A 22,470-nucleotide genomic window follows, 5' to 3' on the forward strand; every position below is an offset into this window, starting at 1 on the left:
GCAGTTTTTAGTAGGCAGTATTCAGTTGGCAGTATTCAGTAGCTAGTATCGCTATATGTACAATTGTAATTTTCGGACGAGTCATTTACATAAAACTCTCTGTGTAACTCCGTGAGCCTCTGTGGATCTCTGTGTAATAACCTATACAGTCCTCAAACCCCACACCTCAAACCCCATTAGACCAACCCATTGTTGCTTAACGTCGTATTCATAAAATCATAAAGTTCATGCATTTCTGCTTTCCCTTTTGCTCTTCCAAAACGACCTGCAACATAGAGCACCACCCAGATAACAACCATTAAAAGCATCATCCCCAACTGTATGCCATACGGATTACTCAACGTCCAATTGGTATACGTCCAGATACCAAAAGCAATGAACAGTCCTGCTACTAAAAAATGCAGGAACATAAACATGGTCCAAACGGTAGGATTAGGCCCAAATAAACCATGAAGCATGGAGGTGTTTTGATCCACCTCATTAATTTCTAAATGTAATTGAGGCGACCAAAAATGCTGTTTATGAGTAGGCAAGCGGATAAAGATATGATCGTCAACCCTAACAATCTTAAAGGTTTTATTTGTAGTCTTAGTCTCTTCAAAGACTTTTAAAACGGTAGCATGATCGTGATTTAATTCTTTTTTAAACCGTGGTCTTAAAACAATTTCGTTCGTAATTGGCATGGTTATCATTTAATGCGCTGAAAAATACTCTTTTTTTTTAGAAAGGAAACACTACCTTTGCAAACAATTTAATAGACATGAGTAATATAGTAGCCATCGTTGGTCGCCCAAATGTAGGGAAATCAACCTTATTTAATCGTTTAATTCAGCGTAGAGAAGCCATTGTTGATGCCGTAAGCGGTGTGACCAGAGATAGACACTACGGGAAATCAGAATGGAACGGTCGAGAATTTTCTGTTATTGATACGGGAGGCTATGTCATTGGGAGTGATGATGTCTTTGAGGCCGAAATTGATAAACAAGTTGAACTTGCTATTGATGAAGCTGATGTGATTGTGTTTTTGGTGGATGTAGAAACCGGTGTTACCGGAATGGATGAAGATGTTGCTGAACTCCTCAGAAAAGTCAATAAACCTGTGTTTTTGGCCGTAAACAAAGTAGATAATAACAAGCGTGCGCAAGATGCCGTGGAATTTTATGCATTAGGTTTAGGCGAATATTTTACCATTGCAAGTATTAATGGTAGTGGTACTGGAGATTTGTTAGATGCTGTAGTCAATGCATTGCCAGAACATGTTGAAGAAGAAGAAAGTGATTTACCGAGATTTGCTGTGGTGGGGAGACCTAATGCTGGAAAATCGTCGTTTATAAATGCTCTTATTGGTAAAGACCGGTATATTGTGACTGATATTGCAGGGACAACAAGAGATGCTATAGATACGAAATATAACCAATTCGGATTTGAATTTAATTTGGTCGATACTGCGGGAATCCGTCGTAAATCAAAAGTAAAGGAAGATTTAGAATTCTATTCGGTAATGCGTAGTGTTAGAGCCATTGAACATTGTGATGTATGTTTATTAATTCATGATGCCACACGTGGGTTTGACGGACAAGTACAAAATATTTTTTGGTTGGCTGAACGCAATAGAAAAGGTATTGTGGTTTTGGTCAACAAGTGGGATTTGGTTGATAAAGAGACCAATTCCGCTAGAGATTATGAAAAGCAAATCCGTAAGGAAATGGAACCATTTACAGATGTTCCTATTGTCTTCATTTCAGTGCTCAATAAACAACGTATTTTTAAGGCCATTGAAACCGCCGTGGAAGTATATAATAACCGTACCAAGAAAATAAAAACGAGCAAGCTTAACGAGATCATGTTGCCTATTATTGAGAATTATCCTCCACCAGCTCTAAAAGGCAAATTTGTTAAGATTAAATATATCATGCAGTTGCCAACGCCGCAACCTCAATTTGCATTTTTCTGTAATTTGCCCCAATATGTCAGAGAGCCATACAAACGCTTTTTAGAAAACAAATTACGTGAAGAATTTGACTTTCATGGGGTGCCTATTAGCATTTATATGCGTAAAAAGTAAGGGGTCCAATTGATTGGATGAGAGTTTTTATCAAAGAAATATGTAGGTTTTCTCGTATATATTTGTTTATTTGACAGCTATTTAATTGTCATCAATCAAAATCATGAATAAATTACTCTGCATCCTTGCGTGCTTATGCACATGCTTGGCCTATTCTCAAAGTACCCCATTTAAAATTTCTGGAAAATTAATTAGTGAAGAAGATCAATCGCCATTAGAATCCGCAACCATTTATTTGGAAACGCTCAAGGATTCTACGCTGATAACCTATACCATTTCAGATAAAAATGGCGAATTTGTCTTGGACAATACTACATATGAAGACTCTCTAAATCTTACCATTTCCTACATCGGTTTCGAGTCGCATTTGCAAATTATAAAAATAGGAAAAGACCCTATCACTCTCAAAACCGTCCGACTGAAAACCGCTAATTTATTAGAAGAGGTGATCATCAGGTCGCGGGCACCCATCACTGTAAAAAAGGATACTTTAGAATTTAATGTGGCATCTTTTAAAACTAAAAAAGATGCAAATGTTGAAGATTTGCTAAAGGAGCTTCCAGGAGTAGAGGTTGAAGAAGACGGTAGCATTAAGGTAAATGGGAAAGCTGTGAGTCAAATATTTGTGAACGGCAAACCGTTTTTCGGAAATGATCCCACCATTACTACCAGGAATCTGACCAAAGAATTGATTGAAAAAGTGCAGATCACCGATACGAAATCTAAAGCAGAAGCCTTTAGTGGTGAAAAGGGAGATAGTGAGAGCAAGACCATAAATCTAACTATTAAGGAAGAGAATAATAAGGGTGTGTTTGGCCGGGTCTCGGCAGGAGCTGGCACAGATGAACGTTATGAGTATGCCGGAATGGTGAATATATTTGATAATGAACAACGCATTAGTATTCTTGCCGGTGGAAACAACATCAATTCTTCAGGATTTAGTTTTGGCGAAATCCGTAAAATGTTTGGTGGCGCCAGAAACATGTCGATGAGTGGCGGCGGCTCCTTTACCATTGACGGGCGTTCCTTTGGAGGTGGTCAAGGTATTACTACATCAAATACTGCAGGTGCTAACTACGCTGACGAATTAGGAAAGGGCAACGATTTTTCCGGGGATTATTTTCACTCTGGTAGCCGCTCTAAAGATGCCACAAGAACACAACGCGAGAATATTTTACCAACTTCTAGATATTTTACAAATTCAGAGTCCAATTCTGATAATACCACGGATAGTCATAGTGCAAACATGACATTTAATATTAAAGTTGATTCTACATTCATGGTCAATGTGAGACCTTCCTTTCGATTGTCAAATTCGAGCACAACGTTTGACAGGCAAGAGGCATCCAGGGATGAAAATGAGGTGTTGACCAATCAGTCAGAAACTGCATCTTTTGTGGAATCTATTGGGAGAAATTTTGGTAATGATGTCGATATCACCAAACGGTTTGGCAGTAAGGGTTCATTCTTAAGATTGAATGCTAATATGGATGTTAATGATACGGGATCAGATGATTTCCTAAATTCAGAAACCAATATCTATGGTGATGCTTCAGAAGATATTAGCAGAAAACAGTTTACAGACGGTGATACAAGATCAAACAATTTTAATACTGGTATTACCTACCGATTGCCGTTGGAAGCGAAGAAATGGTTTCTCGACTTTAAATATGGCTTTGGATCATCCAATCGTAAAAATGTCAGAAGTACATATGATTTTGACCTGGAGGCGCAGGCATATGATGATTTCAACACAGAGTTGAGTACTGATTTTACCAATAAAAATCTACGCCACAGTCCGAATATTAGGCTTGTTTACAACGATGAGAAAATGTCTTTTAGAGTGGGCTCAGGTTATACTAATAGAACAATTGAAAATTCAGATAGATTACGACCTGAATTGAGCTTAAAGCAAACCTTTAATTTTTTGGATCTAGATGCAAATATGAATTACCGTTTTAGTCCAAAGTCATCTCTAAATTTCAATTATGATTTTGACAATGATGCGCCTTCAATTTCCCAGTTGCAACCCTTTAAAGATGTCTCTGATCCTTTAAATACAATTACAGGAAATCCAGATTTGAAGCCTTCTCAACGTCACAGTTTAAATTTTGGTTATAATAATTATGATTTTCAAAAGAGAACAGGATTTTACATCTATGCAAATGCTAACCTTATAGAAGACAAGGTGGTATCTAAAACTACCGTGGATGAGAATTTTGTAAGAAATACAAACTATACCAATGTTGACGGCAACTATTGGATGTACATAGGGTCTAGTTATAGTAAGGATTTTAAAGTAGATTCACTGCAAACCGTCAAAATACGACTAGGCCTTTCAGGTAATGTAAACAAACAGGTAAACTTCAATAACGGTATAGAATATGCCACAACAAGTAATCGGTTAAATCCAAATTTAGGGATCACTTACACATGGAATAAGCTTTTTGAAATCATGCCAAACTACCGATTGTCCTTTACGAAAACTCATTATGATTTGGATGATTTTGAAGATCGTAATTTCATCAGTCACAACTTAGGAATTCGTACGGCAACCTTCTTTCCAGATAAATTGGAATGGCGAAATGATATTAGTTTTATGTACAACCCCAATGTTGCCCAAGGCTTTCAAAAAAGTGCCTGGTTTTGGAATGCGACCTTAGCGTATTCCATACTCAAGGATAATGGAACGGTGACGTTAAAGGTGTACGATCTCTTAAATCAGAATACCAATGCACAACGTACAACAACTGAAAACTATATCCAAGATTCACAAAGTACCGTCTTAGAACAGTATTTTATGTGGAGTTTTAGTTGGAAATTCAATAGTTTAGGGCCTAAAGGTGAAAGTAGGGGTGGAGATATGCATTTTATGATGTAAATAAACCGTAACGTTTGTTTGGATCTAGCAGAATAACTGATTACTGAAGACTGCCTACTGCAGACTAAAGAGGTTATTACACAGAGTTGCACAGAGAAGCACAGAGTTCCACAGAGTAGAGCAAGCTCTTTGTACCTTAAAGTTTTAAACTTAAATCGTACTAACTGAATAATGAATACTGAATACCGAATACTGAATACTGCCCACTAAAGAGGTCATTACACAGAGTTGCACAGAGGAGCACAGAGTTTCACAGAGTAGAGCAAGCTATATGTACCTGAAAGTTTTCTTCGTTCCCAATAAGAATCGATGCTTTTTTTAGTCTGAAACATGGGATTCCTCCTGACGTCGGAATGACAAAGTAGAGACTGAATGAAAAAGGGCAACAGGAATGACAGGGGCGCAATTTGTCATGTCGAATGTAATGAGACATCACATAACAGCAGTCTTACCTAGGATTACTGTTATGTGATTCCTCCTAACGTCGGAATGACAAATTGCAAGGGGATGACAGGGCGTAGAAATCCCACAACTTTTTGACTTGATCCGTTTTAAACGTAAATCGTACTAACTGAATACTGAATACTGACAACTGAAAACTGAAAACCTACCATCCTCCAGAAGCGCCTCCGCCTCCAAAGCCACCACCACCGAAGCCACCGCCGAATCCGCCTCCGCCTCCAAAGCCACCGCCTCCGCCAAAGCCACCGCCGGAAGAACCGCCACCAAGGCCACCGCGACCTAGGCTGCTTAAAATAATGGCATCCCAAATACTAAAATCGTTTCTACGATTATTACCTGGTCCGTTGCCGCCGCCACCTCGCTTATTTTTAGAGATGGAAATCATGATGATTATAAACACCACAAAAAGCATAAACATAAACCCGATAGGAAGCCCTTCTGTAGTGTTATTGACTTGTCGGGTACCTTGGTATTCGCCAGTCATGACTTCAAAAATAGCATCAGCACCTCGGTTGAGTCCGCCGTTATAGTCGTTTTGTTTAAAGTATGGAATGATGTCTTGTTCAATAATGCGCTTAGACATGGCGTCCGTTAATAAATGCTCTACACCGTAGCCTGTGTTAATGGCAATCTTTCGATCGTCTTTGGCTAACAATATTAATATGCCATTATCTTCTTTTGCCTGTCCAATACCCCATTTTTGTCCCCATTGCGCACCAAGATAATTGATGTTTTCGCCATTGGTAGAACTAATTATAGCCACCACAATTTGTGTTGAGGTCGTATCAGAGTATTTGATTAGTTTTTGTTCTAAACTATTTTTTTGACTTTCAGACAATAAGGGTGTAAATTGATACACACTGGTTTGTTCTGTAATGCCAGAAGGTTTCTCAGGAATTGTAAACTGAGAAAACCCAGAATGTATACCACATATAATCATCAGTGCGCTAAAAAGAAAGCGTTGAAAAACGCTGTTCTTAATACGGAATAAATGTTGACTGCCGATTGCTGTTTGCATACTTGGATCCTTCTTTTTAATTGCTGTTATGTTCCATCTTAAAGAACTTAAAATAAGCTATGATATCTTATAGACCTCAAAATATTGAGGTTTTTAACCTATAGAAATATCGTCCGGAATTTCATTTCTATCGTCGCTTTGCCATGGAAAATGCTCTTCTAATTGTTTTCCGGCCTTTAAAATACCATCCACCAGACCTTGCTTAAAATGCCCTCTCTTAAAATGGCCTTGCATGATATTTTTGGTGCTTTCCCAAAAATCATCTTCCACTACATTATTAATACCTTCATCACCAAAAATAACGAACGTTTTGTCTTCCACGGCCACATAAATCAAAACACCATTTTGAAGTTTTGTATTGTCCATTTTTAGCATATGAAAGACCTCTAATGCGCGTTCATAGGTGTCTATTTTAGAGGTTTTTTCAAGGTGCACACGAATTTCTCCTGAGGTATTCTTTTCGGCGGTCCGGATGGCGGCAACAACTTGTTGCTCCTCTTCAGGTGTAAGAAAATCTTCTGTTTTAGACATGCTTTTTGGTTCTTTTTATTGAGTGATTTTCTCAGGTTTATACTTGTAACACAAGAATATGACTAGATTTATTTGAAATCGAAATCCACATCTGGTGCTTTTTCAGCACCTGCATCTGCTTTGTAGTAGCTCATGTCTTCAAAATTAAAGAGTCCTGCCAATACAGTGTTTGGAAACGTTTTGATGTGTTTGTTATACGGCTCTACGGATTCGTTAAAACGATCTCTTGCCACATTGATTCTGTTCTCGGTACCTTCCAACTGCGATTGTAATTCCAAGAAGTTTTGGTTGGCTTTTAATTCAGGATAACGCTCCACAGAAACTAATAATCTGGAAAGTGCACCACTCAAACCATTTTGCGCTTCTTGAAATTGCGCCATATTTGCTTCATTAAGATTGCTGGCATCAATAGTAGTAGACGTTGCTTTTGCTCTCGCTTCAATTACGTCTGTCAATGTTCCACGCTCAAAATCAGCGGCACCTTGTACTGTTTTCACAAGATTGCCAATAAGATCATTACGGCGTTGGTAGCTGCTCTCTACGTTACCCCAGCTTCTTGTAGCTGTTTCTCTAAGTTCTACTGCTGTATTGTTAAAGTTTTTTCCCCAAGTGTAAAGTGCTATAGCAATTAAGCCGATAATTATTACAGGAATAAGCCATTTTTTCATAGTGAGTTGGTTTTAAAGTTGATTTTTAATTTTTAAAAGTTGAGATTTTATATGTTCTAATTTACTGATAATTTCAAAAGTATTAAGTGCTTGTTGTTTTTCTTCCTTTAAGTGGGTTTTTGCACCTTCTAACGTAAAACCGCGTTCTTTGACCAGATGAAAAATGAACTTGAGGTTCTGAATGTCTTCTGGTGTAAATTTACGGTTGCCCTTAGCGTTCTTTTTAGGTTTGAGGATGTCAAATTCCTTCTCCCAAAACCGGATTAAAGAGGTGTTGACTTTAAATGCCTTAGCCACTTCGCCAATGCCATAATATCTTTTTTCGGGGAGGTCGATGTGCATATTAATCCAGGGATTGATTTTCTAAGGCAGCGTGTTCCAATAAATTGCTATATTCTTCAGCTGATAAATTGCCATAATAGAAATTAATAGGGTTGATACGGTCATTGTCCTTCCATACTTCATAATGCAAATGCGGTGCTTCAGACCGTCCAGTGCTTCCCACAAAACCTATCAAATCGCCACGTTTCACTTTTTGATTGGCGCGTACATTGTACTTGTAAAGATGGGCGTATAATGATTCGTAACCGTAACCATGATCTATACGGATATGGTTGCCATAACCTGTTGCCGTATTATCTGCTCTGGTAACTACCCCGTCTCCTGCTGCGTAAATAGGACTGCCTCGAGGCGCTGTAAAATCCATACCGTAATGGAATTTTCTAACCTTCGTAAAAGGATCTGTTCGATACCCATAGCCCGAGGCCATTCTGGTTAAATCTTCATTATTTACAGGTTGGATTGCAGGTATTGAAGCTAAAAATTTTTCCTTATCAGACGCTAACACGGCTATTTCATCTAAAGATTTAGACTGTACAACAATCTGCTTTTGCAAGATGTCCATACGTTTATTGGTTTCGATGATGATTTTTGAATTGTCAAATCCCTCTAAACTTTTATAGCGATTAATCCCACCAAAACCTGCTTTACGCTGTTCTTCCGGAATAGGATTCGCTTCAAAATAAAGTCGGTATATGGCGTTGTCACGTTCTTCAACATTGGACAGAACTGATTGCGCTTCGTCCATCTTCTTATTCAAAAGCCGATACTGTAATTCCATATGCTGAAGTTCTCTAGCTAAAGCACGCTCTTTAGGCGATTTTACAAATTGGCTAGCTAAAAACACAAAAAGAAATGCAAAAAGCGCTGAACCCAAAATAAAAATAGCGCCATACTTAAAGGTATTCCTTTTTTTGCGCTCTATTTTCTTATAAGAGAGGGTGTCAGAATCGTAATAATATTTTACCTTACTCATTTCCTAATTTATACTATTTTTGCACAGTTAAAATGACACTAAAAACGTCATTAAACATTAACCAAACGGACAAGCCTACAAAATATTTCAATTGTAAATTTAGTAAAACTAAACCAAAATCGATTAATGTAGACCTGCGATATGCAAACTTTAAAATAAATTTGTGATAAAATGTGCATTCAGGCCATTTTGAATACTAATAAGACATCAATACCATCATGAAATCTCAAGACATACGATCAAAATATTTAACTTTTTTTAAGAATAAACAGCATGATATTGTGCCTTCAGCTCCTATGGTGTTAAAGGATGATCCCACCTTAATGTTTGTCAATTCTGGAATGGCACCTTTTAAGGAGTATTTTTTGGGCAATGCACAACCAAAAAACACCAGAATTGCCGATAGCCAAAAATGCTTACGAGTTTCAGGAAAACATAATGATTTGGAGGAAGTAGGGTATGATACCTATCACCATACCTTGTTCGAGATGTTGGGCAATTGGAGTTTTGGAGATTACTTTAAAAAAGAAGCCATAGCTTGGGCTTGGGAATTGCTGACCGAAGAATATGGTATTGATAAAGATATCCTCTATGTTACGGTGTTTGAAGGCGATAAGGATGATAATTTACCAATGGACCAGGAGGCTTACGATTTATGGAAATCCTTTATTTCTGAAGATCGTATTTTGATGGGTAATAAAAAGGATAACTTTTGGGAAATGGGCGATCAAGGGCCGTGTGGGCCATGTAGTGAAATTCACGTTGATATCAGATCAGCAGAAGAAAAAGCAAAAGTAGATGGTAAGATCTTGGTGAATATGGACCACCCGCAAGTAGTGGAAATATGGAACCTCGTATTCATGCAATACAACAGAAAAGCAAATGGATCCTTAGAAAACTTGCCACAAAAACATATCGATACAGGTATGGGGTTTGAGCGGTTGTGTATGGTATTACAGGGCGTTCAGTCTAATTATGATACCGATGTCTTTACGCCAATTATTCGTGAAATTGAAACCATTGCCAATAAAACGTACGGAAAAGACGAAGAGATAGACGTCGCTATTCGTGTGATTTCTGATCACGTACGTGCCGTGGCCTTCTCTATTGCAGATGGGCAGCTGCCCAGTAATACAGGCGCCGGTTATGTGATTCGTCGAATTCTACGAAGAGCCATTCGTTATAGTTTTACCTTTTTAGATCAAAAGGAACCATTTATCTATAGATTGGTAGATATATTGAGCAAGAAAATGGGCGATGCTTTCCCAGAATTGAAATCACAGAAACAATTGATTGAAAATGTGATTAAGGAAGAAGAGCAATCGTTTTTAAGAACTTTAGATCAAGGTTTAGTCTTATTAAACAGGGTTGTTGAAGAATCCACTTCTAAAGTCATCTCTGGAGAAAAAGCCTTTGAACTTTATGATACTTTCGGATTCCCGATCGATTTAACCGCATTAATACTGCGCGAAAAAGGATTGGAATTGGATGAGACCGGTTTTAAGTCTGAAATGAAAAAACAGAAAGACCGTTCGCGTGCCGCTGGTGAAATGTCTACCGAAGATTGGATCGTTTTAAAGGAGGATGATCACCAAGAATTTATAGGCTATGATGTACTTGAAGCCAATGTAAAAATTACCCGCTACAGAAAAGTGGTTTCTAAAAAGGATGGGGAGATGTACCAATTGGTGTTTAATTTGACCCCTTTTTATGCTGAGGGTGGCGGACAGGTAGGCGATAAGGGCTATTTGGAAGACAGCCATGGCGATGTGGTATATATTTTGGATACCAAAAAGGAGAACAACGTCACGATTCACTTTACCAAGAATTTACCCAAAGATCTGAACGCTGCATTTAAGGCGTCAGTAGATGACAAGCAACGGAGACGGACGGAAGCAAATCATACCGCAACACATTTATTGCACCAAGCGTTGCGTGAAATATTAGGAGCGCATGTAGAGCAAAAAGGGAGTGCCGTACACTCTAAATATTTGCGTTTTGACTTTTCACATTTTTCAAAAATGACCGCAGAAGAATTGCGTGATGTTGAAGATTTTGTCAACGCACGGATTGATGGCAAGCTGCAACTCCATGAACAGCGCAATATTCCTATGCAAAAGGCCATCGATGAAGGTGCCATTGCCCTTTTTGGTGAAAAATATGGCGATACCGTAAGAACGGTCCGTTATGGGCAGTCGTTTGAATTGTGTGGCGGGACGCATGTGAAAAACACAGCAGATATCTGGTATTTTAAAATTATATCAGAAGGCGCAGTGGCTTCAGGTATTCGGCGTATTGAAGCCATTACCAATGATGCCGTTAAAACGTATTACCAAGACCATGATCGTGCCTTCTTTGAAATAAAAGGATTGTTGAACAATGCTCAAGAACCGGTAAAAGCCATTCAAAGTTTGCAATCAGAGAATGCTGATTTAAAGAAGCAACTGGAAGGCTTATTGAAAGACAAGGCGAAAAACATGAAAGCTGATCTTAAACATGAATTGTCTGAGATTAACGGTGTCCAATTTTTAGCTAAAAAAGTAGATTTGGATGCCTCCGGAATTAAAGATCTATCCTTTGAATTGGGTCAACAGTATGAGAACTTATTCTTATTGTTTGCCGCTGAAAATGATGGCAAAGCACTTTTATCCTGTTATATTTCTAAAGAACTGGTAGCGAGTAAAGGCTTAGATGCAGGTACCATTGTGCGCGAATTGGGTAAATATATCCAAGGCGGCGGCGGCGGACAGCCCTTCTTTGCGACTGCCGGTGGTAAGAATCCTCAAGGCATTGATCAGGCATTAGCCGCAGCTCAAGAGTATTTGAAATAATTGGTTTTGGCCCTCACAAATGACAGCGTGTTTTTTGTCATTCCGAGGCACGACGTCTGGTTGTCATTCCGAGGCACGACACATAATTGTCATTCCGAGGCACGAGGAATCCCATAATACTAAGTTCTTTAAAAGAAGGAACGGAATCATAAGAATAGCAAACAACCCTTAAAAACGAAGCACCAATAATTGTCATTCCGAGGCACGACACATAATTGTCATTCCGAGGTACGAGGAATCCCATAATACTAAGTTCATTAAAAGAAGGAACGGAATCATAAGAATAGCAAACAACCTTAAAAACGAAGCGCCAATAATTGTCATTCCGAGGCACGACGTCTGGTTGTCATTCCGAGGCACGAGGAATCACATCACATCACATCACATCACATCACATCTCGTCCCCTAAAAATGACAGGAAAACAGTAACTAATTTTTATGCGGAGAACTTAACATCTCCGCACCTTTGCAAGAAAAAAAATGAAACTACAAACCCAAATCCCACTCCACAAAAGGACTGATAAGCTTATCAACTATCAGTCTAAACTGTTGTTATTGGGATCGTGTTTTGTGGAAAATATGGGACAAAAGCTAAAGTACTTTAAATTTCAAGCCACTCAAAATCCATTTGGCGTATTGTTTCACCCTCAAGCGATCGAAACCCTTGTTTTGAGAGCTTTTCAGGATAAAAAGTATGTGGAAGACGAGGTTTTTTTTCACAATGAACAATGGCATTGTTATGATGCCCACTCTCAATTGAGCAACAGTTCTAAATCAGAAGTGCTCAATCAGTTAAACACACAACTCGAAACTACAAAGCTGCTGTTAAATGAAGCGAGCCATGTAGTTATTACTTTAGGAACTGCTTGGGTTTATAAGCAAAAGTCTACTGACATAACGGTAGCAAATTGTCACAAAGTACCGCAAGTTAATTTCCAAAAAGAATTGTTATCAGTAAAGGAGATCGTTGAGACGCTTCAGGTGATCCTTGAAGCAATTAGAACTTTAAATCCGGCTGCTATTGTCATCTTCACAGTATCTCCTATTCGGCATCTTAAAGATGGTTATGTTGAAAACACACGAAGTAAGGCCCATTTAATCTCATCAGTTCATGAAGTCGTTTCGGAAGCACATAACAATTGTTATTTCCCGTCCTATGAAATTATGATGGACGAACTCAGAGACTACCGCTTTTATGCAGAAGACATGCTGCATCCAAATGCTACAGCCATCAATTATATTTGGGAGAAATTTCAGAAGGTTTGGATCTCTGACGAAGCTTTAGAGATTATGTCTGAAGTTGACACTATTCAAAAAGGACTTTTGCATCGACCATTTAACCCAGATTCAGAGGGACATCTTAATTTTCTTAAACAGCTTGAGCTCAGAAAAGAAAATGTCAAATCTAGAATTCAACATATTCGTTTTTAAACTTGACAAAACAGTTTTGGTTAATTGAAGGAAGTCTCTCAACGCTCTAATTTATAGTATTTTGTAAAGTCCGAATAAAAATGAATTGCATTTGTTAGAAAAGACGCTTAGCCCTTGATTATAGTTTTTTAACGATAAAATACTGACAAATACATATTTATAATTATATTAGATATGCTATTGATCAACTTTGAAAAAGCATCAGTAATCTGCAAAATTGAAACGTTTTGTTTATGTCTGATGCTTTTTTATGGGATAAAGTGAAGCTGCGGATAGTTGTTTTTTATTCTTGATGAACCCTTACACTAGCGGGTACCAAGACGGTATAATCGCCATCATTTCTTATGACATCCCTAACGATTGAAGACGAAATATAAGAGGTGCTGGCCGCAGTTAGTAAAAAGACCGTTTCAATGCGGGACAGTTTTCTGTTGGTATGCGCAATAGCCTTTTCAAATTCAAAATCGGCTGGGTTGCGCAAACCTCTTAAAATAAATTGCGCATCAATTTCTTTGCAAAAATCGATGGTCAAGCCTTTATAGGTCACAACTTTAACTTTAGGGTGATCTTTAAAGGCTTCTTTAATAAATTTCTGGCGCTCTTCTAAAGAGAACATATAGTTTTTATCAGCATTAAGGCCAATGGCAACCACCACTTCATCAAACAATTTTAGCCCGCGACTAATAATATCAGCATGGCCTAGGGTAAGGGGGTCAAAAGACCCAGGAAAAAGTGCGCGTTTCATTGATAAGCTTTTGTCATTCCATCGTAAGAGGGAATCTTATGTTAGTTAGTAATTCAAATATACAATTCTTTTCCAGAAATTATTTTTGACAGCAATCGAAAGGGTTACACTCTAAAGCACTCTTCAATTGCATTTCCAAACAACTCTGCCAAACTAATCCCAGCTACGGCAGCTTGCTGTGGTAAAATACTTGCTTTGGTCATACCAGGCACGGTATTGACCTCCAACAAATGTGGTTCACCATCCTTAAAAATAAATTCACTGCGGCTAAAGCCCTTCATTTTTAAAACCTCGTAGACCCGTTTGGCAATGTCACGAACTTTTTCTTCTTGTTCGGTTGTCAATCGCGCTGGCGTGATTTCTTGAGATTGGCCTAAATATTTGGCCTGATAATCAAAAAAGTCATTATTACTTACAATTTCGGTAATAGGGAGCACGGTCACTTCGCCTTTATACGTAATGACACCTACAGATACTTCAATACCATCTAAAAACGACTCAATAATCACTTCGTCATCCTCTTTAAACGCGATTTCTAGAGCTTTTTTGAACTCTTCTTTTTTATAAACTTTACTGATTCCGAAACTGCTTCCCGCTTTGTTGGCTTTTACAAAACAAGGCAACCCTACTTTGGCAATGATGGCATCTGCATCAATAGCATCGCCTAGATTGACATAAAAAGATTCCGCCGTCTGAATACCATACGGTTTTAAAGTGCTCAAACAATCGCGTTTATTAAATGTCAGCGCCGCTTGGTACATATTGCAGCTGGTTTGGGGGATGTTTACCAAATCTAAATAGGCTTGCATAAATCCATCCTCTCCAGGCGTACCGTGAATAGCATTGAAAACGCAGTCAAATTTGATCTTTTCGCCATCAATGGTCACAGAAAAATCGTTTTTATCAATAGGATGTTCGTCATTATCAAGGTTTACATACACCCATTTATCTTTGAAAATGTGAATGCGATGTGCATTGTATTTAGAAGGATCAAGCGTTTCGTAAACCACTTGTCCGCTATTGAGGGAGATTTCGAACTCACTCGAATACCCGCCCATGATGATGGCAATGTTTTTTTTCATCTCAATTTCCTACAGATGCAGGAATCGCATTAATAACGTTTATATTCATTTTAATGAGGACAGTAGCTTGTAATTCACAATAAAATAATAGTCAAACTATACCGTTTGATAGTCATGAATTGAAGCTGTATCTTCACAAACAAAAATATCACATTAAAAGCAAAAGAAAAAACGGTTGTGTTTTTATATATTTGCCACTTATAACTAACGTTCATGAGTCTTATAAAATTTTTAACGAGTAAAGTTTTTTGGATACAAATAGTACTGGCGGTCGTAGCAGTTGTGGTATTGAGTTTTTTAATGTTGAAATGGCTGGACTATCGCACCAATCACGGGAGCTTTGTCACGGTTCCTGATTTAGCAGGAAAGACCATAGAAACTGCCAAAATGGAAATTAACGACCATGATTTGACCATGGAAATTCAAGATTCAGCCAATTACAACCCGAGTTACCCAAAATTCTCTGTTATTGAACAGTATCCAACAGCGGGAAGTCAGGTTAAAGAAAGCAGAAAAATATATTTAATACTCAATCCGTCAGGTTACCGTAAAGTAGAATTACCTGTGGTGGTTGGGCGTACCTTCCGCCAAGCCAAACCTACTTTAGAAGCCATTGGTTTTGAAGTGGGTAAAATATCTTATATTGATGATATTGGTAAAGATGAGGTACAATCCATTTCATTTGAAGGCAAATCGGTCAAAGCGGGCGATTTACTCCCGATGACCTCCAAAATTGATTTGGTTTTAGGAAATGGTAATAGAGGTCTAGACGAATAATGATAGAAGATACCAACCCCAATTTAGACGAGCAGAATGATGATGAGCTGTATGAGCATTACGCTTTTACAGCCGTTAAAGGTCAAACACCACTGCGTATTGACAAATATTTAATGAATTTTATTGAAAACGCAACGCGTAATAAAATTCAGGCGGCTGCCAAAAACGGTAGTATTTATGTCAATGACCTTCCCGTAAAATCAAATTATAAGGTCAAGCCTTTTGATAAGATCCGTGTGCTTTTTGAGCATCCGCCTTATGAATTTTTGCTGACGCCCGAAGACATTCCACTCAATATTGTGTATGAGGATGATGATTTGCTTGTGGTCAATAAAGAAGCGGGCATGGTGGTCCATCCTGGTCACGGGAATTATTCAGGCACTTTAATTAATGCCTTGACCTATCATTTTGAAAATCTACCAAACAACTCGAGTAACAGACCGGGCTTGGTGCATCGTATTGATAAGGATACTAGCGGACTTTTAGTCATTGCAAAAACGGAGGCTGCCATGGTGCACCTTTCTAAACAATTTTTCAATAAAACCAGCCAACGCGAATATATTGCGATTGTTTGGGGTAATGTAGAAGTTGACGAAGGTACTATTGAAGGTAATATTGGCAGACACCCTAAAAACCGCTTGCAAAACACGGTGTATCTTGATGATGAGGCCGATAAAGGCAAGCCTGCCATTACCCATTATAAAGTGCTGGAACGCCTAGGCTATGTAACCTTGGTGTCCTGTAAATTGGAGACTGGCCGTACGCATCAAATTCGCGTGCATATGAAACATATTGGGCATACACTTTTTAATGATGCCCGCTACGGTGGCGAACGCATTTTAAAGGGAACCACCTTTACGAAGTACAAACAATTTGTAGATAATTGTTTTAAAATTCTTCCCCGACAAGCCTTGCACGCTAAAACACTTGGTTTTGAACACCCTACTACGGGCAAGTTTATGAGTTTTGATTCTGAAGTGCCTCAGGACATTCAAAACTGTATTGAGAAGTGGCAGCATTACGCAAAACATAAGGATATGGAGCTAGAGTAAATGGCAATGTCTGTCATTTTTCAAAAAAAGGAAGCTAACTTTAATAGTAAGATAAGGAATTCAGGGCAGGACTTTTAGCTTAATATTAAGGGTTCTCTCTTGAACGTTCTCTTAAGTAGTTGTAACTTTGTCAGTCAAATAAATGATAACCTCTTAATACGAAACCCGCTGTTGTGGGCGTTACTATGAAACTTGTACTATCTCCAGCAAAATCATTGGATTTTGAAACAAAATTACCCACAGAAAAACATACACAACCTGAATTTTTAAAACAATCAGAACGTTTAAATAAGTTGCTCAAAAGGAAATCTGTTAAAGCATTATCAGAACTTATGGGCATTTCTAAAGATTTGAGCCAGCTTAATTATGAACGCAATCAGGAATGGGAAGTACCCTTCACAAAAAACAATGCCAGACCTGCTATATATGCCTTTAATGGCGATGTGTATAGAGGATTGGACGCTTCCACCATTCCTAAAAACAAAATAGATAAGGTTCAGGATACAGTTAGAATTCTTTCAGGATTGTATGGCATTTTAAAACCGTTGGATTTAATACAACCTTACCGTTTGGAAATGGGTACTCAAATGGGCGTCGGAAAGCATAAAAACCTATATGAGTTTTGGAAGAAAGACATCACTGAAGCGTTGAACAGTGAATTAGAGGTGGATGAAGTATTTCTTAATTTGGCCAGTGTTGAATATTTTAAGGCGGTAGATACAAAAGCCCTAAAAGTGCCTGTAGTAGATGTTGATTTTAAGGAATTGAAAAATGGCGACTATAAAACGATTGGCATTTACGCGAAAGTAGCGCGTGGACTCATGACGCGTTATATCATTGACAATAATGTAGACAGTATTGAGGATTTAAAAGGCTTTGATTTAGAAAATTACAGATTTCATGAAAAGCTTTCCGAAGACAACAAATTGGTATTTACCAGATAAAACAATATGGGCGCATTCCTAAATTTTATCGACAATTAAGATAATGTTTAGTGCAAAGACTCTTGAGAAAGGAATTCTAATTGAATCCAATTATGGTTTAGATTTTTTATCTATGCTAATCTTTTCAAGTGTGGTTGGTCTTTTTTTAATGCGAGGGCGTCTCACACCGTAGCTACCACGTTGAATCTTTCCTCGTCTCGATTTTTTATCACCTTTTCCCATGTTTTTTAAATTTAATGTTGTTAAATAAAGTAAACTTTAAGATACTTACTTTTTATAACTTCTAACCAATATATTTAGACTTTAATCATAATTTAACAGATGTACTATTATTTTATTATTGCTTTTCAAGCCTTTTGTATTTACCATCTTTTCAAACACAAAAATTCCTTTTATTGGATTTTTGCAATCATCTTTTTGCCGCTTGTAGGCTGCATTGTATATTTGGTGACCCAAGTGTTTACAAAGCGCGATTCTGAGAAAATTCAGGATAACCTAACCACCATTATTGATCCCTCTAAGAAATTAAGAGATCTTGAACGGAAACTCGAATTCACGGACACCTATGAGAATAGAGTCAATCTTGCCGATGCCTATTTGGCCTCACATGCAGAAACCAAAGCCATTGAACATTATAAGATAGCGCTAGAAGATAAAACGCAGAATGGTTTTTATGTTAAAACCCAAATGGCAAAAGCCTATTATAACACTAAAAATTTTGATCAGGTTATTGCCTTGGGTGAAATTTTAAAGGATCATAAGGAATTTAATAAATCTGATGTGCCATTTTACTATGGAATGGCATTGGCAGAAAAAGGCAGGACCATAGAGGCGGAGGCGCAGTTGGAAACAATGGACAGACCTTACTCCAATTACAATGAGCGTTTGGCCTTTGCTAAATTTTTACTGAGTATTGACAAGTCCAACGATGCAAAAGCACTATTGGATGAACTTCACGAGGAAATGCAAAACATGACCAAGATGAATTTACGGATTTATAAAACTACCATCCTTGAGGTTGAAAAACTAAGAGCCAAGGTCTAAAATGTTCGTTCATCAGCATCCATATCCGCCGTTTATTAAAGAAGATACTACAAAACTTATTGTGGGTACCTTGCCACCACCTCGATTTTCAGTAGGAGCGTTGTTGGAAAAGGATGTCGATTTTTGTTATGGCAGTTATTTTAACTCGCTGTGGTTATTTATTGATAAAATTCACCAGCTCAATTTAAGATTTGATAATTCAGAAGAAGCTGTAATACAACGCAAAGAATTTTTAATCGCTAATAAAATTGGCATTTGTGATATTGTAGAAACTGCGGAACGTAAAAAAATTGATGCGTCAGATCTGGGCATGACCAACATTGAATTACGGGATGTTGTCGGATATCTGCAAAACTATCCCAAGATTGATACCTTACTCTTTACCGGTGGCAATAGTAAAAACGGTCCGGAATATTTTTTTAGAAAACATTTAAAAACTTACGGATTAAAATTAAAAGTGGTTTCTAACGAGGTGCCTCGCATTCATGAGTTTGAACTTTCTAATACAACATCCGCAGAAAAATTAACGAGTAGAACCATCAAAACTGTGTCCCTAACCTCAGGTTCAGGTGCTGCCAATATTTCCATTAGCAGAATGCCTTTGTATCAACATCTTAAGGCTAAAAACCCTAATTTCAACACCTTCGATTTTAGAGTGCTGCAGTACAGTGAGTTTATTTGAGTCAACAGCGCCTTTAAAAGTGTTAATTTACTTCAGCGCATTTTGTAAATTTAACACTAGCAATCAACCACTTTTAACTAACCTCTAATTTCTCATACAGGGAACAGTCCTATGAAAAAAATTCTTCAAATAAGTAATGGGATTGCACTTGTGTCCACAATTATCATCAATTATCTTTCAAACACAGGATTGATAAATGACACCACCATAGGGGAGGTGTCTAATGATTTCAATTCGTTATTTACTCCTGCAGGGTATGCCTTTGCTATTTGGGGGTTTATTTATTTGTTGTTGCTCGCTTTTATAGTATACCAAGGCAGAAGTTTGTTTGTTAAAGTTAGAAATGATGATTTTGTAGTGAAAATTGGATGGTGGTTTGTGGTGTCTTGCCTAGCAAATGCGGCATGGGTATTCTTATGGATTTACGGATTTACTGGGTGGTCTTGCGTTTTTATATTTCTATTGTTGTTCTCTCTTATAAAAATTGTGATGAACAATGCCATGGAACTTTGGGATGCTCCAATTGCAGTCATCGCTTTTTTATGGTGGCCGTTTGTGTTTTATAGCGGTTGGGTTGCGGTAGCAAGTATCGTAAACGTAGCAGCATATTTGGTTAAAATTGGATGGGGAGGATTTGGAATGTCAGCTGTGGCTTGGACCATTTTGATGATCATCGTTGCTTTAATAATCAATCTGGTGATTACCTGGACGCGTAATATGCGAGAGTTTGCATTGGTAGGCGCATGGGCTCTTGTAGCTATAGCATACGCCAATTATGAAGAAACCATAATTATTACATATGTGGCAGGATTTGCAGCACTTATTTTGTTGATAAGCAGCTTGATGCACGGTTATAAAAATAAGGAAACCAGCCCTTTGGTAAAGTTGAAACAATATTTTCAGTAACGGGCCTTGACATCACTTTAGTAGGTTTTAACAACTTCAATTGTGAGCAGATGAATGCCTGCTGTCAGATTTATTCTTTCTTGGCTTTAAATGTGCCGTTCGGTTGGATTAAGTTCATGTCTGTAATGCGATCATCAGTCTCTAAAAATTCAATTTTAAAACCCTCCACAGCTTTAAATGAGAATTTGTGTGCTTCAGTGGGCATTAATTCGTATTCAGGTTGCCCTGCAACAAAGAGATACAACACCGATTCATTTTTAATATAGATTTTTATCGTGGCACCCATCAAACTATAGTTGCCAACATACTTTTCCAAATCAGTAGCGCTCACATCTATTGTATTTGGTGTGCGCTTAAAGGCAATTGGTTCTAAAGCCGCTTCAGCTTTCATGGTCATTTTTATAATTTCACCACCGTCGCCAGTTGCAAAATTAAAAAGCATGGGGTTCGCCTCTGTAGTGTCAATGCCCGTTGTGGCCACTTCCCAAGGTTTAAACACATCATAATGGTAATGTTTCAAAAACATTTTTACCCGTTTAAAGTTGGCAAATAAAGAGTCGTTTTCAAGTGTGACATTCAATTGACCATAACCTTCATTTTCATAAGTGCCAGTGTAGTCTTGTTTTACGTGAGAAGGTTTTGTGTTTTTAACTTGGGTTGAAGGACTCTCTTCCAAATTCAGCTCTTCTTCCATTTTTTTTGCTTTTGCTTTCGCTTCAACGACACGTTTGATCCAATCGGTCTTTTTGTCACCAAAAATTTTATCGGCAATGGTGTTTCTGACGATGCTCGGGACGGATGATGCATTTTGATTTGCCAAAACTACAATGCCTAAGTTGTCACTTGGGTAAAACGCAACACTTGCTGAAAAACCATTAATATTCCCACCATGTTCCACACGATAATGGCCTCTATAAGATGTCATCATCCATCCATAACCGTAATTTGACATATGCATATCCGGGTGGTCTTCATCAGGCAAAGCCCCTGACATTACCATCTGGGAGCTCATGGCCTCGGTAATATATGTTTCTGGTAGAATTTCTTTGTCGTTATATTTTCCTTTGTTGATCCACATTGTTAGCCATTTGGCCATATCATTGGCGCTGCTGTAAATACTACCTGCCGGACTCATGCCTGAAATATCATAGTAATCCATTTTACTAATTTTGTCTTTTTTAAGCTCGTACCCAAAGGCGGTATTGTCAGTTTTTAGCAACTCACTCAATAAGGTTTGTGAGCGCGACATCCCCAGTGGTTCAAAAAACCGACTCTTAATGTTGTCTTCCCACGATTGACCTGTAATCTTTTCAGCAAGGACGCCTTGGGTCAGGAACATAAAATTATTGTAATGCCATTCCTGTCTGAGGCCTGTAAAGGGTTCTTGGTAGGCAATACGCTGAATCAAGCTGTCCTTATCAGCTGATGGAAATAAATACCAACTCAAGTCATGTCTTGGTAAACCTGTACTATGGCGCATCAAATCCTTAATAATAACGTGATTGTTTAAATTATCATTGTAAAACTTTAGTTCAGGAATGTATTTTAACGGACTGTCATCAAAAGATAATTTGTCTTCTCCTCTCAATTGTCCTAAAATGGCTGAAGTAAATGCTTTTGTAGAAGAACCAATGGCGTACAATGTATTGGCATCTGCAGGTACCTTATTCTCATAATCGCTATAGCCAAACCCTTTGGCGTATATAACTTTGTTGCCATCAACTACAGCAACTGAAAATCCAGAAGCTTTTGTAGCCTCTAAAACAGCGTTGAGCTCTTTGTCAAGATCCTTGAGCCGTTTATCCGTTTGGGCATAGGTTGCGTTGAAAATAGCAAGGCAAAAGAGAAGACAGATGAAGTTTTTCATTAGATGTTGGTTTTGGTTGATTGCTTTATGAGTAGTTTTATGTCTGCAAAAGTTACGGTTTTCGTTGGGATAGTTCGTTATTGGTCTTTATTTTTTTAGTTTAAAGCGCTGGGAGAAAGATCAAAACAGGGAGGTAGGGGTTGTAACATTAATGTTGTAAATCTGAGGT

General features: G+C 38.0%; 20 protein-coding genes. 10 read left to right on the forward strand and 10 right to left on the reverse strand.

Features of this window, described 5'->3' with window-relative positions:
- Positions 1-176: 176 nt before the first annotated feature.
- Positions 177-683, reverse strand: coding sequence for a GTP-binding protein (locus JEM65_RS17150; protein ID WP_199602298.1), 507 nt, complete (start codon positions 681-683; stop codon positions 177-179).
- Between the two features lie 77 nt (positions 684-760).
- Here JEM65_RS17150 and der point away from each other — a divergent pair, with 77 nt between their 5' ends.
- Together der and JEM65_RS17160 are read left to right on the forward strand one after the other, a co-directional pair.
- Positions 761-2,065, forward strand: coding sequence for a ribosome biogenesis GTPase Der (gene der / locus JEM65_RS17155; protein ID WP_199602299.1), 1,305 nt, complete (start codon positions 761-763; stop codon positions 2,063-2,065).
- Positions 2,066-2,168: 103 nt separating this feature from the next.
- Positions 2,169-4,946 carry an outer membrane beta-barrel protein gene (locus JEM65_RS17160; RefSeq protein WP_199602300.1) on the forward strand — a complete coding sequence of 926 codons (2,778 nt, stop codon included), beginning with the start codon at positions 2,169-2,171 and terminating at the stop codon, positions 4,944-4,946.
- 607 nt (positions 4,947-5,553) lie between these two features.
- Here JEM65_RS17160 and JEM65_RS17165 read toward each other — a convergent pair.
- The 5 genes from JEM65_RS17165 to JEM65_RS17185 all read right to left on the reverse strand — a co-directional run bounded on the left by JEM65_RS17165 (position 5,554) and on the right by JEM65_RS17185 (position 8,940).
- A complete protein-coding gene (locus JEM65_RS17165; RefSeq protein ID WP_439953515.1) occupies positions 5,554-6,348 on the reverse strand; it encodes a TPM domain-containing protein in 795 nt (264 codons plus the stop codon).
- 171 nt (positions 6,349-6,519) lie between these two features.
- Entirely contained in the window at positions 6,520-6,957 is a 438-nt protein-coding gene (locus JEM65_RS17170; protein WP_199602304.1) for a TPM domain-containing protein, read from the reverse strand.
- A gap of 68 nt (positions 6,958-7,025) precedes the next feature.
- Positions 7,026-7,625, reverse strand: coding sequence for a LemA family protein (locus tag JEM65_RS17175; protein ID WP_199602306.1), 600 nt, complete (start codon positions 7,623-7,625; stop codon positions 7,026-7,028).
- A 12-nt stretch (positions 7,626-7,637) separates the two neighbouring features.
- A complete protein-coding gene (locus JEM65_RS17180) occupies positions 7,638-7,967 on the reverse strand; it encodes a MerR family transcriptional regulator (protein ID WP_199602308.1) in 330 nt (109 codons plus the stop codon).
- Position 7,968: 1 nt separating this feature from the next.
- Positions 7,969-8,940, reverse strand: coding sequence for a M23 family metallopeptidase (locus tag JEM65_RS17185; RefSeq protein WP_199602315.1), 972 nt, complete (start codon positions 8,938-8,940; stop codon positions 7,969-7,971).
- Between the two features lie 218 nt (positions 8,941-9,158).
- Here JEM65_RS17185 and alaS point away from each other — a divergent pair, with 218 nt between their 5' ends.
- Together alaS and JEM65_RS17195 are read left to right on the forward strand one after the other, a co-directional pair.
- Positions 9,159-11,771, forward strand: a complete 2,613-nt coding sequence (gene alaS, locus JEM65_RS17190) for an alanine--tRNA ligase (RefSeq protein WP_199602317.1) — start codon at positions 9,159-9,161, stop codon at positions 11,769-11,771.
- Positions 11,772-12,251: 480 nt separating this feature from the next.
- Entirely contained in the window at positions 12,252-13,202 is a 951-nt protein-coding gene (locus JEM65_RS17195) for a GSCFA domain-containing protein (RefSeq protein ID WP_199602319.1), read from the forward strand.
- 283 nt (positions 13,203-13,485) lie between these two features.
- Here the strand turns inward: JEM65_RS17195 and coaD are convergent, their stop codons facing one another.
- Together coaD and JEM65_RS17205 are read right to left on the reverse strand one after the other, a co-directional pair.
- Positions 13,486-13,947 carry a pantetheine-phosphate adenylyltransferase gene (gene coaD, locus JEM65_RS17200; RefSeq protein WP_199602321.1) on the reverse strand — a complete coding sequence of 154 codons (462 nt, stop codon included), beginning with the start codon at positions 13,945-13,947 and terminating at the stop codon, positions 13,486-13,488.
- A gap of 104 nt (positions 13,948-14,051) precedes the next feature.
- The gene (locus JEM65_RS17205; protein ID WP_199602323.1) at positions 14,052-15,029 is read right to left on the reverse strand and encodes a D-alanine--D-alanine ligase; all 978 of its coding nucleotides are present in this window, start codon (positions 15,027-15,029) and stop codon (positions 14,052-14,054) included.
- A 213-nt stretch (positions 15,030-15,242) separates the two neighbouring features.
- On the opposite strand from JEM65_RS17205, the gene JEM65_RS17210 reads away from it, so the two are divergent.
- From JEM65_RS17210 to yaaA, 3 genes are all read left to right on the forward strand, one after another.
- Entirely contained in the window at positions 15,243-15,806 is a 564-nt protein-coding gene (locus JEM65_RS17210; protein WP_199602330.1) for a PASTA domain-containing protein, read from the forward strand.
- Positions 15,806-16,858 (forward strand): RluA family pseudouridine synthase, encoded by a 1,053-nt coding sequence (locus JEM65_RS17215; protein ID WP_199602332.1) that lies wholly within the window; start codon positions 15,806-15,808, stop codon positions 16,856-16,858. The genes JEM65_RS17210 and JEM65_RS17215 overlap by 1 nt, the downstream gene beginning before the upstream one ends.
- A gap of 185 nt (positions 16,859-17,043) precedes the next feature.
- Positions 17,044-17,802 carry a peroxide stress protein YaaA gene (gene yaaA / locus JEM65_RS17220; RefSeq protein WP_199602334.1) on the forward strand — a complete coding sequence of 253 codons (759 nt, stop codon included), beginning with the start codon at positions 17,044-17,046 and terminating at the stop codon, positions 17,800-17,802.
- A 90-nt stretch (positions 17,803-17,892) separates the two neighbouring features.
- On the opposite strand, the gene JEM65_RS17225 is transcribed toward yaaA, so the two are convergent.
- On the reverse strand, positions 17,893-18,024 hold the full coding sequence (locus tag JEM65_RS17225) for a 30S ribosomal protein THX (RefSeq protein ID WP_133757515.1): 132 nt from the start codon (positions 18,022-18,024) through the stop codon (positions 17,893-17,895).
- A 99-nt stretch (positions 18,025-18,123) separates the two neighbouring features.
- On the opposite strand from JEM65_RS17225, the gene JEM65_RS17230 reads away from it, so the two are divergent.
- From JEM65_RS17230 to JEM65_RS17240, 3 genes are all read left to right on the forward strand, one after another.
- Positions 18,124-18,846, forward strand: coding sequence for a hypothetical protein (locus JEM65_RS17230; RefSeq protein WP_199602336.1), 723 nt, complete (start codon positions 18,124-18,126; stop codon positions 18,844-18,846).
- Between the two features lies 1 nt (position 18,847).
- Positions 18,848-19,528, forward strand: a complete 681-nt coding sequence (locus tag JEM65_RS17235; RefSeq protein WP_199602337.1) for a uracil-DNA glycosylase family protein — start codon at positions 18,848-18,850, stop codon at positions 19,526-19,528.
- Between the two features lie 111 nt (positions 19,529-19,639).
- Positions 19,640-20,434 carry a tryptophan-rich sensory protein gene (locus JEM65_RS17240; protein ID WP_199602338.1) on the forward strand — a complete coding sequence of 265 codons (795 nt, stop codon included), beginning with the start codon at positions 19,640-19,642 and terminating at the stop codon, positions 20,432-20,434.
- Between the two features lie 70 nt (positions 20,435-20,504).
- On the opposite strand, the gene JEM65_RS17245 is transcribed toward JEM65_RS17240, so the two are convergent.
- Positions 20,505-22,301 (reverse strand): serine hydrolase, encoded by a 1,797-nt coding sequence (locus JEM65_RS17245; RefSeq protein WP_199602340.1) that lies wholly within the window; start codon positions 22,299-22,301, stop codon positions 20,505-20,507.
- Positions 22,302-22,470 lie beyond the last annotated feature (169 nt).

Origin of the sequence: Gelidibacter salicanalis, assembly GCF_016469035.1 — a bacterium.
Classification (GTDB): domain Bacteria; phylum Bacteroidota; class Bacteroidia; order Flavobacteriales; family Flavobacteriaceae; genus Gelidibacter; species Gelidibacter salicanalis_A.